General features: G+C 71.8%; 14 protein-coding genes and 1 pseudogene. 12 read left to right on the forward strand and 3 right to left on the reverse strand.

Translation table 11 applies throughout. The features are described 5' to 3' along the window. The first annotated feature begins 10 nt into the window (after nt 1-10). Nucleotides 11-1,876 carry a molecular chaperone DnaK gene (gene dnaK, locus ACFZDA_RS04125; RefSeq protein ID WP_391074468.1) on the forward strand — a complete coding sequence of 622 codons (1,866 nt, stop codon included), beginning with the start codon at nt 11-13 and terminating at the stop codon, nt 1,874-1,876. Between the two features lie 255 nt (nt 1,877-2,131). Here dnaK and ACFZDA_RS04130 read toward each other — a convergent pair whose 3' ends face one another. Then, complete coding sequence (locus ACFZDA_RS04130; protein WP_391074471.1) at nt 2,132-2,611, reverse strand: molecular chaperone TorD family protein; 480 nt, start codon at nt 2,609-2,611, stop codon at nt 2,132-2,134. A gap of 285 nt (nt 2,612-2,896) precedes the next feature. Here ACFZDA_RS04130 and ACFZDA_RS04135 point away from each other — a divergent pair, with 285 nt between their 5' ends. The 7 genes from ACFZDA_RS04135 (at nt 2,897) to tgmB (ending at nt 9,537) form a co-directional block, all read left to right on the forward strand. After that, nucleotides 2,897-3,163, forward strand: a complete 267-nt coding sequence (locus ACFZDA_RS04135; RefSeq protein ID WP_391074474.1) for a hypothetical protein — start codon at nt 2,897-2,899, stop codon at nt 3,161-3,163. Next, nucleotides 3,160-5,259: a glycosyltransferase gene (locus ACFZDA_RS04140; RefSeq protein WP_391074477.1), complete on the forward strand. Its 2,100-nt coding sequence runs from the start codon at nt 3,160-3,162 to the stop codon at nt 5,257-5,259. Before ACFZDA_RS04135 ends, ACFZDA_RS04140 begins: the two co-directional genes overlap by 4 nt. 19 nt (nt 5,260-5,278) lie before the next feature. Further along, the gene (locus ACFZDA_RS04145) at nt 5,279-6,649 is read left to right on the forward strand and encodes an LCP family protein (RefSeq protein ID WP_391074479.1); all 1,371 of its coding nucleotides are present in this window, start codon (nt 5,279-5,281) and stop codon (nt 6,647-6,649) included. 119 nt (nt 6,650-6,768) lie between these two features. Next, a complete protein-coding gene (locus ACFZDA_RS04150) occupies nt 6,769-7,512 on the forward strand; it encodes a sigma-70 family RNA polymerase sigma factor (protein ID WP_391074482.1) in 744 nt (247 codons plus the stop codon). A 29-nt stretch (nt 7,513-7,541) separates the two neighbouring features. Beyond that, nucleotides 7,542-8,255 (forward strand): hypothetical protein, encoded by a 714-nt coding sequence (locus ACFZDA_RS04155; protein ID WP_391074485.1) that lies wholly within the window; start codon nt 7,542-7,544, stop codon nt 8,253-8,255. A 143-nt stretch (nt 8,256-8,398) separates the two neighbouring features. After that, the gene (gene tgmA / locus ACFZDA_RS04160; RefSeq protein ID WP_391074488.1) at nt 8,399-8,590 is read left to right on the forward strand and encodes a putative ATP-grasp-modified RiPP; all 192 of its coding nucleotides are present in this window, start codon (nt 8,399-8,401) and stop codon (nt 8,588-8,590) included. 14 nt (nt 8,591-8,604) lie between these two features. Then, nucleotides 8,605-9,537, forward strand: coding sequence for an ATP-grasp ribosomal peptide maturase (gene tgmB, locus ACFZDA_RS04165; protein WP_391074491.1), 933 nt, complete (start codon nt 8,605-8,607; stop codon nt 9,535-9,537). Between the two features lie 19 nt (nt 9,538-9,556). On the opposite strand, the gene ACFZDA_RS04170 is transcribed toward tgmB, so the two are convergent. Next, nucleotides 9,557-10,420, reverse strand: coding sequence for a Scr1 family TA system antitoxin-like transcriptional regulator (locus ACFZDA_RS04170; RefSeq protein ID WP_391074494.1), 864 nt, complete (start codon nt 10,418-10,420; stop codon nt 9,557-9,559). Nucleotides 10,421-10,660: 240 nt separating this feature from the next. Here ACFZDA_RS04170 and ACFZDA_RS04175 point away from each other — a divergent pair, with 240 nt between their 5' ends. Beyond that, nucleotides 10,661-11,086: a hypothetical protein gene (locus tag ACFZDA_RS04175; protein ID WP_391074497.1), complete on the forward strand. Its 426-nt coding sequence runs from the start codon at nt 10,661-10,663 to the stop codon at nt 11,084-11,086. Here ACFZDA_RS04175 and ACFZDA_RS04180 read toward each other — a convergent pair. Next, nucleotides 11,068-11,874 carry a helix-turn-helix domain-containing protein gene (locus tag ACFZDA_RS04180; RefSeq protein ID WP_391074500.1) on the reverse strand — a complete coding sequence of 269 codons (807 nt, stop codon included), beginning with the start codon at nt 11,872-11,874 and terminating at the stop codon, nt 11,068-11,070. The two genes, ACFZDA_RS04175 and ACFZDA_RS04180, sit on opposite strands and share 19 nt — an antisense overlap. A gap of 127 nt (nt 11,875-12,001) precedes the next feature. Here ACFZDA_RS04180 and ACFZDA_RS04185 point away from each other — a divergent pair, with 127 nt between their 5' ends. The 3 genes and pseudogenes from ACFZDA_RS04185 to ACFZDA_RS04195 all read left to right on the forward strand — a co-directional run. After that, the gene (locus ACFZDA_RS04185; protein WP_086563618.1) at nt 12,002-12,307 is read left to right on the forward strand and encodes a 4a-hydroxytetrahydrobiopterin dehydratase; all 306 of its coding nucleotides are present in this window, start codon (nt 12,002-12,004) and stop codon (nt 12,305-12,307) included. Nucleotides 12,308-12,311: 4 nt separating this feature from the next. Beyond that, entirely contained in the window at nt 12,312-13,052 is a 741-nt protein-coding gene (locus ACFZDA_RS04190) for a methyltransferase domain-containing protein (protein WP_391074504.1), read from the forward strand. 81 nt (nt 13,053-13,133) lie between these two features. Further along, nucleotides 13,134-13,606: pseudogene (locus tag ACFZDA_RS04195) on the forward strand (rhamnogalacturonan lyase); the annotation flags it as partial.

Raw genomic sequence — 13,606 nt, forward strand, 5'->3', positions numbered from 1 at the left:
GGGGACAGCGATGGGACGTGCGGTCGGGATCGACCTCGGAACCACGAACTCGGTGGTCGCCGTGCTGGAAGGCGGCGAGCCCACCGTCATCGCCAACGCGGAGGGGGCCAGGACCACGCCCTCGGTCGTGGCGTTCGCCAAGAACGGCGAGGTGCTGGTCGGGGAGGTGGCCAAACGGCAGGCCGTGACGAACGTGGACCGCACCGCCCGCTCGGTCAAGCGCCACATGGGTGACGCGCACTGGCGCTTCCCCGACCACGGCGACATCGACGGCACCCGCTACCGGGCGCAGGAGCTGTCCGCGAGGGTGCTGCAGAAGCTGAAGCGGGACGCGGAGTCCTACCTCGGCGAGGACGTCACCGACGCGGTGATCACCGTCCCGGCGTACTTCGACGACGCCCAGCGGCAGGCCACCAAGGAGGCCGGGGAGATCGCGGGCCTGAAGGTCCTGCGGATCATCAACGAGCCGACGGCGGCGGCCCTCGCCTACGGCCTGGACAAGGAGAACGACCAGACCGTGCTCGTCTTCGACCTCGGCGGCGGCACCTTCGACGTGTCGCTGCTGGAGATGGGCGAGGGCGTCATCGAGGTGAAGGCCACCAACGGCGACACCCACCTCGGCGGCGACGACTGGGACCAGCGGATCGTCGAGTACCTGGTCAAGCGTTTCAAGGGCCAGTACGGCGTCGACCTCGCGAGCGACAAGATGGCCGTGCAGCGGCTGCGCGAGGGCGCCGAGAAGGCCAAGATCGAGCTGTCCAGCTCCACCGAGACGACGATCAACCTGCCCTACGTCACTGCCTCGTCGGAGGGACCGCTGCACCTCGACGAGAAGCTGACCCGGGCCCAGTTCCAGGAGCTCACCGCCGACCTGCTCGACCGCTGCAAGGCGCCCTTCCACCAGGCGGTCCAGGACGCCGGGGTGAAGCTCTCGGCGATCGACCACGTGATCCTGGTCGGCGGCTCGACCCGGATGCCCGCGGTGACCGACCTGGTCAAGGAACTCACCGGCAAGGAACCGCACAAGGGCGTCAACCCCGACGAGGTCGTCGCCGTGGGCGCCGCGCTGCAGGCGGGCGTCATCCGCGGCGACGTCAAGGACGTGCTGCTGCTCGACGTCACGCCGCTGTCCCTGGGCATCGAGACCAAGGGCGGCATCATGACGAAGCTCATCGAACGCAACACGACGATCCCCACCCGGCGTTCGGAGATCTTCACCACCGCCGCCGACAACCAGCCCTCGGTCGGCATCCAGGTCTACCAGGGCGAACGGGAGATCGCCGCCTACAACAAGAAGCTCGGCGTCTTCGACCTGACGGGCCTGCCGCCGGCGCCGCGCGGGGTGCCGCAGATCGAGGTGGCCTTCGACATCGACGCCAACGGCATCATGCACGTCTCCGCCAAGGACCTGGCGACCGGCCGCGAGCAGAAGATGACCGTCACCGGCGGCTCGGCCCTGCCCAAGGACGACATCGACCGCATGATGCGCGAGGCCGAGCAGTACGCGGAGGAGGACCGCAAGCGCCGCGAGGCCGCCGAGACCCGCAACCAGGCCGAGCAACTCGTCTACCAGACCGAGAAGTTCCTCCGCGACAACGGCGACAAGATCCCCGCCGACACGAAGACCGAGGTCGAGTCCGCCATCACCGAGGTGAAGGGACAGCTGGAGCAGCAGGCGGACACCGCCACGCTGCGCACCGGCGTGGAGAAGCTCGCCTCCGTCAGCCAGAAGATGGGCCAGGCGATGTACGCCCAGGCCCAGCAGACACCCACCGAGGAACCCTCCGGCGCCCCGCGCGACGAGGAGGGCGTCGTCGACGCGGAGATCGTGGACGAGGAGAAGGACCGGCGGGACGACAAGGGCGGCGCCGCCTAGTCCGTGTCGGCACAGTCCCGTCGTCTACCCGGAGGGCGGGCCCCGCCGCCTGGCCTGGTCGTGTGACGTACTACCCGGAGGTCCCCCGAGGGTCGAGTACGAGATCAGCGGGCTCGGCCGCAGCCTCGCGCCGCCTCGCCGAGTGGGCGGACACCCACCTGGGCGAGGTCGAGCGGGCTGCTCGGCCGCAGCCTCGCGCCGCCTCGCCGAGTGGGCGGACACCCACCTGGGCGAGGTCGAGCGGGCCCGCCAGGTCTACGACGGGTCCCAGCGGCCCGACGCGTCGGGTGGCAGGGTCACGCACACCGCGTCCAGGACGGTCGCGTACGGCGTACCGAAGCGGGTGAGCCTGGAGCGGAGCCGGTCCAGGCCGTCGCGGTGCTCCGTCAGGAGCAGGGTGTCGCCGGTGCGGGCCGCGCACTCGAGGACCGCGGGGAGGAAGTCCGGCGGTTCCTCGCCGGTCGTCTCCAGTCCGTGCGCGCGGTACAGCTCCTCGGAGGGCGTCGGTGCCGCCTCGCGCCAGGCGCTGAGATACAGGCTGTGGTCCGGCTCCGCCTCGAAGACCTCGACGTAGTGCGCCGCCAGCTCACGCGGTGGGCTGAGCGCCGCGTGGTCGGCGAACTCCCGCAGTTGGGGTGCGGCTTCGCGCAGCAGCGGCAGCCGGGCGCGGAAGGCGTCGTCCGGGAACATCAGGCACAGCGCAGCCGCCTGGTACAGCACCTCGAATCCAGGCATCGGAGCTCCTTCCCGTGCACCCCGCGATCCCGACGGTAGGGGCCGGCACGGGGGCACACCTGTCGGCGGGGTCCGTACGGGTCACGGTGGCTGAAAACAGCCGCTGGAGCGAGTCGTGGCACCCGGAGGACCCGTTGCGGGAGGCGCTGAATGTGAAGACAGACTCCGCCGCACCCCTCAGTCCAGCGCACCGGCGGCGCCGAGTGTCACACTCCCCGCCTCGGGGCGTTGTTCAGCCTGTTTCCGGCCCACTCGGGGCCTCGGATGTGATTACACTCGCCGCCCATGCACGACCTCGACCGCAACACAAAGCACCAGAAACCCATGACTGTTTCATCGGGTCTCGACGCCGTCGACCGGCATGTGAAGGCGGTGTGGCCCATGGCTGAATCCGTCGCCCACGGGGTCCGATCGACGTCCTGCGCCGACGCCTGCGGTCTCGGGCGCGACCCCGGAAGAACCGGGCGGGCAGCGGTCGACACCGTCGTCGGCCTCCGCGAAACCCGCCCCGACTCACCTGTGATTAACGCCATATCCGGGGCGGCTGCGTGAGCCGTTCGGTACATCGCCGGCACGCCCGTTCCCGCGACCCCCGCGGACACTGGCGGCTGCTCGCCCTGACCCTGCCCGTCATCTTCGCCGTCCTGCTCTTCGAGGGCTGGACCATCCACGAAGTGGACGCCGCCAAGACGCGCCGCCCGTGCACCGAGCCCGTGCCCCGGTCCGTGGACGAGAGCGGTCCCGTCCTGCGCGGCGTCGACGGCGACAAGGTGTCGTCCGCCGCGCCCCGCGCGCGCACCGTCGCCCTCACCTACGACGGCGGACCGGACCCCGAGTGGACCCCCCGCCTGCTGGATCTGCTGCGCGAGCACCACGCGCACGCCACCTTCTTCGTGTTCGGCGCCCAGGCGGCACGCCACCCCGACCTGGTCCGGCGCATCCTCGACGAGGGTCACGAGATCGGCTCGAACACCTACACGGGAGCCGACCTCGGTTCCTCGTCGCGCGTCCGCTTCGCCATGGAGCTGGGCCTCACCCGCAAGACCCTCGCGGGCACGGCGGGCATGCGCACCGACCTGCTGCGAATGCCGATGACCAGCGCGGTGGACACCTTGTGCGGCGCCGAGTGGCAGGCGGCCCGGAAGGCCGCAGCGGACGGGTATGTGCTGGTCGCCGCCGACCGTCCGACCCGTGATCCGGCGCGCGGCATGATCCGGCAGTTCAGCCAGACGGAACTGGCGTACGACGAGACGAAGCAGCTGCTCGACGACCCGCGCGCCGACCGGTTCACCACCGTGACGGACGCCGTCGGCCTACCGCCCGCGGACACCCCGGTGTCCACCTCCGAACGATGGCAGGGCAGGGCCCTGAACTGGGCCGTCGCGGCCGGAAACACCTTCACCCACATCATGACCTGGGTGCTGGGCGTGGCCGGAGCGCTGGGCCTGCTGCGGCTGCTGTCACTGGCCGTCTTCGCCCGCGCCCATGTCCGGCGCCTCACCCGCCCCCGCCCCGGCGCGCCCTGGCTGCGGGAGGTCAACGCGCCCGTGACGGTGCTCGTGCCCGCCTACAACGAGGAGGCCGGCATCGAGTCCACCGTCCGTTCACTGCTCGCCTCCACGCATCCGTACCTCGAGGTCATCGTGATCGACGACGGCTCCACGGACCGCACGGCGGATCTCGCCACATGGATCGACGACCCCCGGGTCCGCGTGATCCGCCAGCCGAACTCGGGCAAGGCGGCGGCGCTCAACACCGGTCTGGCCTGCGCGTCCCACGACATCGTGGTGATGGTCGACGCCGACACCGTTTTCGAGCCCGACGCCCTGTACCGGCTCATCCAGCCGCTCGCGCATCCGGCCGTCGGTGCCGTCAGCGGCAACACCAAGGTCGGCAACCGCCACGGACTGCTCGGCAGATGGCAGCACCTGGAGTACGTCTTCGGCTTCAACCTCGACCGGCGCATGTTCGAGGTGCTGGAGTGCATGCCGACGGTTCCCGGAGCCATCGGGGCGTTCCGCCGGGACGCGCTCATGGGCGTCGGCGGGGTCAGCGAGGACACCCTCGCCGAGGACACCGACCTGACGATGGCCCTGTGGCGGGCCGGCTGGCGGGTGGTCTACGAGGAGTCCGCCGTCGCCTGGACCGAAGTCCCCACCACACTGGGGCAGTTGTGGCGACAGCGCTACCGCTGGTGCTACGGCACCCTGCAGGCGATGTGGAAGCACCGCCGGGCCGTCGTCGAAGTGGGCGCGGCCGGGCGCTTCGCTCGCCGCGGGCTGAGCTATCTGACCGTCTTCCAAGTGGTCCTGCCGCTGCTGGCGCCGGTCGTCGACCTCTTCGCGGTGTACGGGGCGCTCTTCGCCGACCCCGTGCAGGCGACGGGTGTGTGGCTCGCCTTCCTCGGGGTCCAACTGGCCTGTGCGGGTTACGCGCTGAGACTCGACGGGGAGCGGCTGTGGGCGCTGTGGTCGATGCCGTTCCAGCTCTTCGTCTACCGGCAGCTCATGTACCTGGTCGTCATCCAGTCCGTGGTCGCCCTGCTGCTCGGCACCCGGCTGAAGTGGCATCGCATGCAGCGTTCCGGCACGGCTGCCACCCAGCAGCTCAGGAGGCCGGAAGCCGAACGACAGTTGTCATCGAGGTGATGAAGGAGTGGTTCGTCCCATGAGTGACGGGCCGGGCACGCGGCCCGGAACCGGTCGGCCGAACGGGAACGCGGAGGCACCAGGGCATCGGGTGATCACGGGACAGGTGTGGCAGAGCGGCACCCCACCGCTTCAGCAGCCGGTCCGGCCGTACGAGGGTTACATCGTCGGGCCGTACCCGTACGGCAGCGACGGCGGCGCCGACCTCGGGCCGTACCCGTACGGCAGCTACGACGGGGCCGACCTCGGGCCGTCTCCGGAGACGGACACCAAGACGTACGGCAGTCCCGTCGACGAGACGGACCAGGACCAGGACCAGGACCAGGTCCGTGGGGCCGGGCGCGGCGGCCGCACCACCAGCACCAGGCCTCTTCGGGTGCGCCCCGGCCGGGTCCGCCGGACCATGCGCCTGCTGGCGGCACTGCTGTGCGCACTGGCTCTCACCGGCGTGGGCACCTGCGCCTGGGCCGAATTCAGGCTCGACAGGTCCGTCGACCTGAGCGGGGTCGCGGACCGTCCGCCACGGGGGAAGGGAACGAACTATCTCATCGTGGGCTCGGACGGCCGGGACGGCTTGTCGGAGCAGGCCAGGAAGGAACTGCACACCGGCACGGCCGGAGGCAGCCGCACCGACTCGATGATGCTCCTGCACACCGGCGCCCACGGCACCTCGATGGTGAGCCTGCCGCGCGACTCCTGGGTGACCATCCCGTCGTACGTCGACCCGGACACCGGCAAGTTCCACAGGGCGGCGAAGAACAAGCTCAACGCGGCCTACTCCCTCGGCGGGCCCAGGATGCTCGTCCGCACCGTCGAGCTGAACACTGGGCTGCGCGTCGACCACTACGCGGAGATCGGCTTCGCGGGCTTCGTCGGTGTCGTGGACGCGGTCGGTGGTGTGGAGATGTGCGTGGACCGCACCATCGACGACCCGAAGTCCGGACTGCGGCTGAAGAAGGGCTGTCACAACCTGACCGGCTCCCAGGCGCTGGCCTTCGTGCGCCAGCGGCACCAGGAGGCGGACGGCGATCTGGGGCGCTCCAGGAACCAGCGCCGGTTCCTTTCCGCCCTGGCCCGCAAGGCCGCCGCGCCGGGCGTTGCGCTCGATCCGTTCCGTACGTATCCCGCCCTGAGCGCGGGACTGGATGCCCTCGTGGTGGACAAGAACATGGAACTGCCCACGCTCCTCTCGCTGTTCCGGGCGATGAAGAGCGTCTCGGGAGGCAACGGCAGGCAGCTGAACGTCCCCGTGGCCGGGCCCGGCCACGTCACGCCCGGCAGCAGTGCCCTGACGTGGGACGAGGCGAAGGCGCACAAGCTCTTCGCCGAACTGCGCAACGACCGGCCGGTGAGCATCGACACGCGGTCACCCGGACACGATGCGACCTGAGACACGCCTGGTGCGCTGTGACACTTCTGTGAGGACGCGCGCTTGTCTCCATGAGGGTGTCGCAGCGAACGGGGCGCATCGGCCGGCACGGACTCACAACGAACCCGGTGCGAGCGAGGATGATCTTGGGTCAGGAACGGCAGTCGCGCCACGCACAGGCCCACGACGGGGAACTGGGCGCGGCCGTCGCGCGGGCCCAGCACGGGGACGAGACCGCTTTCGCGGTCGCCTACCGGCTCGTGCAGCCGGGCCTGCTCGGCTATCTGCGCGGACTGGTCGGCGACGACGCGGAGGACGTGGCGTCCGACGCCTGGCTGCAGATCGCCCGGGACCTCGGACGGTTCGAGGGGGACGGGGCGGGTTTCCGCGGCTGGACGGCCACCATCGCCCGGCACCGGGCACTGGATCATGTGCGCCGCCGGCGCGCGCGGCCCCGGCCGGGGCCGATCGAGCAGGACGTACTGGACCTGCCCGGTCCGCACAGCACCCACGACCAGGCCCTGGAGGCCGTCTCCACCGAGCGGGCCCTGGAAATGGTCCGCGGGCTGCCGCGGGACCAGGCCGAGGCCGTGCTCCTGCGCGTCATCGTCGGCCTGGACGGCCCCGCCGCCGCGCGCGTCCTCGGCAAGCGCCCCGGCGCGGTGCGCACCGCCACGCACCGGGGGCTGAAGCGTCTCGCCCGCCAACTGGGCCGGGGGACGCAGGCCGCCGAGGGTGTGACGGACGAAGCTTCCCGGACGCTGGAGAGTCGGCATCAGTCACGGCGACGTCAGTGGTCGGACACACCGGCCTCACGCACCGGTATGCCGGATTCATCGAACAGCTCAGGCAGGAACGGACAACGGACATGGGTGATCGGCTGAGCCGCGACGGAGTCACAGGCTGTCGACGCGTGCGACCCGGCGAGGCCCTGCCCGGCTCGTGGGACCCGCGAGGCGACACCGCGCTGCACACCGCCCTGGCCGCGGCCCTGCGCGCGGGCGATCCCGGCCCCGAAGCCGAGCGCCGGGCCGTGGCCGCCTTCCGGACCGCCCGCGACACGGGAGCGCACCGAGCGCGTACCCGCCACCGGGACGACTGGCGGCTTCCCGTGCGGCGGCGTAACGGGCGCCCGGTGAAGACGACGGCCGCCGCCGTGTTCACCAGCATCGCCCTGGGCGGTGTCGCGGTCGCGGCCATCGGCTCGGTCGGTTCGCCGGCGAACGGTACCGGGGAGGGGACGCACCCCTCGGCGCCCGCCTCCGTCCGGCCGGGCGGGGAGACCTCGCCGCCCTCCCACGACGGCCCGGGGCGGTCTGACGGCTCGTCCTCCGCCCAGGACACCGAGGCCCACTGCCGTGCCTACGAGCGAGTCAAGGACCGCGGCAGGACGCTCGACGCCACGGCCTGGCGGCGGCTCGTCGCGGCGGCGGGCGGAGAGGACGAGGTCGACGGGTACTGCGCGGAGCGGCTGGCCCGGGCGACGGCCGCGCCGAGCAGGTCCGGAGCATCCGGCAGGCCGGGCGAAGACGCCGCGGACACCGGCACGGGCGCGGCCGGCAAGGGCGGCACGCCGGGCGACCGGAACCCCGGCAACGGCCCGGCAGGCGGCGGCAAGGGCGATTGACCCCGGGCACCGGCGGCCGGTGCGGCACGGCCCGCCGAGGCCATGCCCTGCCCCTGTGACGATTCCGGCGTCTCTTTCGGTGTGTAAGTAGTGAAGGAAGTGCGCGCCGTTGATGCGGTGTGGATGAGACCCGGAGGTACCGAGTGCGGCCGTTCACCCTCAATTACGCCTTCCCCAGGTCACTTCCCGCGGTGGTGACGCCCTACCGCTTCGACGAGTCGCTCCAGGTGAACGTGCTTCCCGACGGCCGCCCGGCCGTCAGTGACCCGGACCTCCTCCTGGCGGCCGGTACGACGGCCTCCACCGCCGGTTCCAAGACGCACTTCGACGACTGACGGTCCGACACCCCATGACCGTACTGATCCTCACGTCCAAGGAAGACGTCACCGCCGACATGGTGGTGACCAAGCTGCACGAGGCGGCGGCGCCCGTCATGCGGCTGGACCCCGCCGACCTGCCGAACGACACCGTGCTGTCCGCGCACTACACCCGAGGCGACTTCGAGGGCCTCCTGTCGGCGAACGGACGTGTGGTCAGCATGGGAGGTCTGCGATCCGTATGGGTGCGCAGGCCCGGCGAACCGGCCGCGCACGCCGCTCAGCCCTCCGCATGGCTGACCGCCGAGACCCGCCAGGCGCTGTTCGGCATGCTCTACTCCGCCTCCGCGCGATGGATGAACCATCCGAGCGACGCCGACCGCGCCCGCCTGAAGCCGTGGCAGTTGAGGACGGCCCATCTCAGCGGTTTCGCCGTACCGCCGACCGTCGTCACCACCTTCCCGCGCCTGGCACGGCAGTTCGCCGAGGAGCACGGAAAGGTGGTGGTGAAGTCCGCCTCGGGGCCGCCGCCCGGTGAGCCCCCGCTGGCCCTGCCCACCACCCTGATCGGAGCCGACTCGGACTTCTCGGGTGTCGCGGCCGGGCCCGCGCTGCTGCAGCGGTACATCCCCAAGCGTGCCGACATCCGTCTGACCTGCGTCGGCAGCAGCCTGTTCGCCGCACGGAAGGCGGCCGAGCCGGACCAGGTCGACGGACGCTACGGCGACACCGAGCACACCTGGGAGCCGGTGCCGGTGCCCGACCGCATCCGCAAGTCGGCGCACGACTACGTCGACATGGCCCGACTCGCCTACGCGGCCTTCGACTTCGCCGAGGACGAGGACGGCTTCTGGTGGTTCCTCGAGTGCAACCAGAGCGGCCAGTTCGGCTTCGTGGAACTGGAGACCGGGCAGCCGATCTCGGACGCGGTCGCACGGTGGCTGTCCCGGCCGGCCCGGCGCTGAACCACCGCCGGAGCGCGACTCAGAAGCTCTCGCGGTACTCCCGCAGCAGCCGCTCGGTGCGCTGGGTGGAGGCGGCGCCCGCGGTCATGTGGTCGAGGACCTCCAGATGCGTGGAGACCTCCTTGCGGGAGTCCAGGTACAGAGCGCCGGTCAGGTACTCGGTGAAGACCATGTCGGGCAGTTCGGGCTCGGCGAAGCGGAACAGGGAGAACGGCGCGTACGTGCCCGGGTGCGGGCCGTCCTTGAACTCGGCGATCTGGAGTGTGACGCGGTCCCGCTCGGAGTACTCCAGCAGCTTGTCCAGCTGATCCCGCATCACCTGGCCGTCGACGCTCACCGGCCGCCGCAGCACCGTCTCGTCCATGATCACCCACAGGTGCGGCGGGTTCGGGCGATCCAGCAGCCGCTGCCGCTCCATGCGCAGCGACACATGCCGCTCCACGGCCTCGGGCCCAAAGTTCCCGATGGTGCCGGCCCGCAGCACCGCACGCGCGTACCCCTCGGTCTGCAGCAGACCCGGCACGAAGTGCGGCTCGTAGGACCGGATGATCCGGGCGGCGCCCTCCAGGCTCACGTACAGGCTGAACCACTCCGGCAGCACGTCGTGGAACCGCTGCCACCAGCCCGGCCGGTTCGCCTCCTCGGCGAGCTCGACGAACGCGGTCACCTCTTCCTCGGGCACGTCGTACGCCGTCAGCAGGATCTGCACGTAGGGGATCTTGAGCGCGACATCGGCGGTCTCCATCCGCCGGACCGTCGCGGGGGCGACGCGCAGCACGCGGGCGGCCTCGTCACGACTGAGGCCCGCGGCCTCGCGCAGCTCCTGGAGCCGCTTGCCCAGCACCACCTGGCCCACGGTCGGTGCGGCCCGCCGTTCACTCACGCCACGCCTCCCCAACGTGCCCAAGCCTGTGATCAGTCTGTCACGTTCCGGCGGCTGTCTCACAAGGGGTGCGGACGAGGAGATCGCGGGAAACGGACGTGTCCCCGGGCATTACCCCGGGGGTAATCGACCGGCCGCACACGGGACGGGATCGTGAACGCACCGGGTCCCGGGCCGGCGCACTCCGGCCCGGGACCCGGCACCGGCCGCCGCACCACGACCGACGGAGGATGATGCCCCATGTCCGCGACCCCGCTCGCCGCACTCGCCCGGACCAGCGCGCCGCAGTCGATGCTGCGCCGTTTCCTCGCCCTGGACGCGGCGGTGACCGGCGCCAACGCGCTCGCCTACCTCGCGTTCTCCGGCCCGCTCGGCCGTTTCCTCGGCGTGGACGCCGCGCTGCTGCTCGCCGTGGGCGCGTTCCTCGCCGCCTACGCGGCGGGCGTGGGCCTGCTGGCCTCACGCCGGCAGCCGCCGGCGCTCGGCGTGCGGGCCGTCGTGGACGCCAACCTCGCCTGGACGGCGGTGAGCCTCGTGGCCCTGGCGCTGTGGCTCTCGCCGAGCACGGCGGGCGGCGTGTGGACGGTGCTCCAGTCCCTGGTCGTGGCCGCGTTCGCCGCCCTCCAGTACTCGGCGCTGAGGGTCCGTCAGGGCAGGAGTGCCTGAAGGTACTTGACCGTCGCCGGGTCGGCCGGGAGGAGCGTCTCGATGGCCAGCTCGGCGACGGTCACGTCCATCGGGGTGTTGAACGTGGAGATCGAGGAGATGAACGACAGTGTCCGCCCCTCGTGCTCGATCCGCAGCGGCAGCGCGAAGTACGGCACCGGCTCCGAAGGCTCCATCGCCGGATCGGCGTCGGGCACCGGATACGCCGCCACCTCCTCGTACAGGGCCCGCAGCGGCTCCGAGCGGTGCAGCGCGATCTGCCGCTCCATCTGCTCCAGCAGGTGCCCGCGCCAGGCGCGCAGGTTGCGGATGCGCGGCGCCAGGCCACGCGGGTGCAGGGCGAGCCGCATCGCGTTCAGCGGCGGTTCGAGCAGGGTCTCGCAGACGCCGTCGATCAGCGTCATGATCCCCCGATTGGCCGCTACGACGTCGTACAGCGCGTCCACCACCAGCGCCGGATACGGCTCGTAGCCCCCGATCAGCCGCTCGATGCCCTCGCGCAGCGCGCCCAGCGCCGGGGCGTCCAGCGGCGTCTCGGGGTAGCGCGGGGCGTAGCCGGCCGCCAGCAGCAGCGCGTTGCGCTCCCGCATGGGGACGTCCAGGTGCTCGGCCAGCCGCAGCACCATCTCCTCGCTGGGCCGGGAGCGGCCCGTCTCGATGAAGCTGATGTGCCGGGCCGAGGAGTCCGCGCGCAGCGCCAGCTCCAGCTGGCTGACCCGGCGCTGCTCCCGCCAGGCCCGCAGCAGCGGCCCCACGCCCTGGTCGGTGGTGGACGGATGAGTGGTCATGCCGGGACCGTAATCGAGAACCGGTCGCGCCGGACAGGCACGCCGCTTTGACCAGGGCCCCCGACGTCCCGCTGTGGCAGGCTGAGAAGGGAGAAGAGACTCCGGCGTCAGGGAAGGAGCGCTGCCCATGCCCGTCGAACCGCTGTCGCAGAAGGAGGTCGAGGACCGGCTGGCCGAGCTGCCGGGCTGGTCGCTCGACGGGGACCGCCTCACCCGCTCGTACCGGCTCGGCTCGCACTTCGCGGCGACGGCGATGGTCGTGCACATCGCCCAGGTCCAGGAGGAGCTCGACCACCACTCCGACCTCACGCTCGGCTACAACACGGTGTCCCTGTCCGTGCACACCCACAGCGCGGGCGGCGCCGTCACCGAGAAGGACGTCGAGCTCGCCCGCAGGGTGGAGGACCTGGCCCCCGGGCACGGGGCACACTGACTGCGTGCTCGACTACGACAAGGAAGCGGAACGGTACGACGCCTCGCGCGGCGGCGAGCCCAGGGCGGCCTCCGCCGCGGCAGCGGTGCTGAGCCTGGTGCCGCCGGACGCGCGCAGTCTGCTCGACGTCGGCTGCGGCACCGGCATCGTGACCCGCCGGCTCGCGGCCGGGCGCGTGGGCCTGCGGGTGACCGGCGTGGACCTCACCCCCGCGATGGCCCGGCAGGCCGCCGCCCGGCTGCCCGGAGCCGTGGTGCTCGCCGACAGCCGCCGGCTGCCCTTCCGGGACGGCGAGTTCGACGCCGTGTCCAGCGTGTGGCTGCTGCACCTGGCCGCCGGGCCCGCCGACGTCCGGACCATCGTCGGCGAGTGTGCCCGGGTGCTGCGGCCCGGCGGCGTCTACGTCACCACGGTCGACAAGGCCATCTCCCACAACGTGGGCAGTGACATCGATGTCGTCCTGTCCTCCCGCCCGCCCAGCCCGGTCCGGGACGCGGCGGCGGACGTCGAGGCCTGCGCCGCCGCGCACGGCCTGGCCCCGGCCGGGCAGGCCCGTTTCCGCGGCCACGGGCAGGGCCGCAGCCCGCGCCGCACGGTCGCCGACCTGCGCCGAGGCTGGTTCGTCACCCTGCCGCCCGGCGACCCGCTCGCCGACGGCTTCGCCACCCGCCTGGCGGAACTCCCCGACCAGGACCGACCCCGCCCCGACCCGTTCTTCACGCTCCGCGCGTTCCGGAAGCCGTGAGGGGCTCACATGCGGCAACTCCCGTGCGTCCGGCGGCGACTGAGAGGCGGAACCCGCCCGTCCCTCCAGGAGGTCCGTCCCGTGAAGCACCCGCACAGGCACCGCAGACGCCGCCTGCTCCTGCCCGTCGCCGTCGTCACGGCGGCGCTCACCGGCGCCGGCCTGACCACGTTCGCCACCGACGGCACCGCCGAAGCCGCCACCGCCCGGCAGGTCGAGAAGCTGGACCGGGGCGTGGTCAGCGTCCACACCGGCAGCGGGAACCTGGTCAGCTGGCGCTGGCTGGGCACCGACCCGAACGACGTGTCGTTCAACGTGTACCGGGCCGGTACGAAGGTCAACGCGACCCCGATCACCGGCTCCACGAACTACTTCCACTCCGGCGCCCCCTCACAGGCCGACTACACCGTCCGCGCGATCGTGAACGGCGTGGAGCAGGGCGACTCGGTGCACGCGATCCAGTTCCGCACCGGCTACAAGGACGTCCCGATCTCGCCGCCGGCGGGTGGCACCGCTCCGGGCAACTCGGCGTACACCTATGAGGCCAATGACGC

Source organism: Streptomyces sp. NPDC007991 (genome assembly GCF_042958445.1).
Taxonomy (GTDB): domain Bacteria; phylum Actinomycetota; class Actinomycetes; order Streptomycetales; family Streptomycetaceae; genus Streptomyces.

Coding starts and splice junctions, on each gene's coding strand:
- dnaK (WP_391074468.1), top strand. CDS start 11: ATGGGACGTGCGGTCGGGATCGACCTCGGAACCACGAACTCGGTGGTC.
- ACFZDA_RS04130 (WP_391074471.1), bottom strand. CDS start 2,611: ATGCCTGGATTCGAGGTGCTGTACCAGGCGGCTGCGCTGTGCCTGATG.
- ACFZDA_RS04180 (WP_391074500.1), bottom strand. CDS start 11,874: ATGACCACTCATCCGTCCACCACCGACCAGGGCGTGGGGCCGCTGCTG.
- tgmB (WP_391074491.1), top strand. CDS start 8,605: ATGACCGTACTGATCCTCACGTCCAAGGAAGACGTCACCGCCGACATG.
- ACFZDA_RS04145 (WP_391074479.1), top strand. CDS start 5,279: ATGAGTGACGGGCCGGGCACGCGGCCCGGAACCGGTCGGCCGAACGGG.
- ACFZDA_RS04150 (WP_391074482.1), top strand. CDS start 6,769: ATGATCTTGGGTCAGGAACGGCAGTCGCGCCACGCACAGGCCCACGAC.
- ACFZDA_RS04185 (WP_086563618.1), top strand. CDS start 12,002: ATGCCCGTCGAACCGCTGTCGCAGAAGGAGGTCGAGGACCGGCTGGCC.
- ACFZDA_RS04135 (WP_391074474.1), top strand. CDS start 2,897: ATGCACGACCTCGACCGCAACACAAAGCACCAGAAACCCATGACTGTT.
- ACFZDA_RS04175 (WP_391074497.1), top strand. CDS start 10,661: ATGTCCGCGACCCCGCTCGCCGCACTCGCCCGGACCAGCGCGCCGCAG.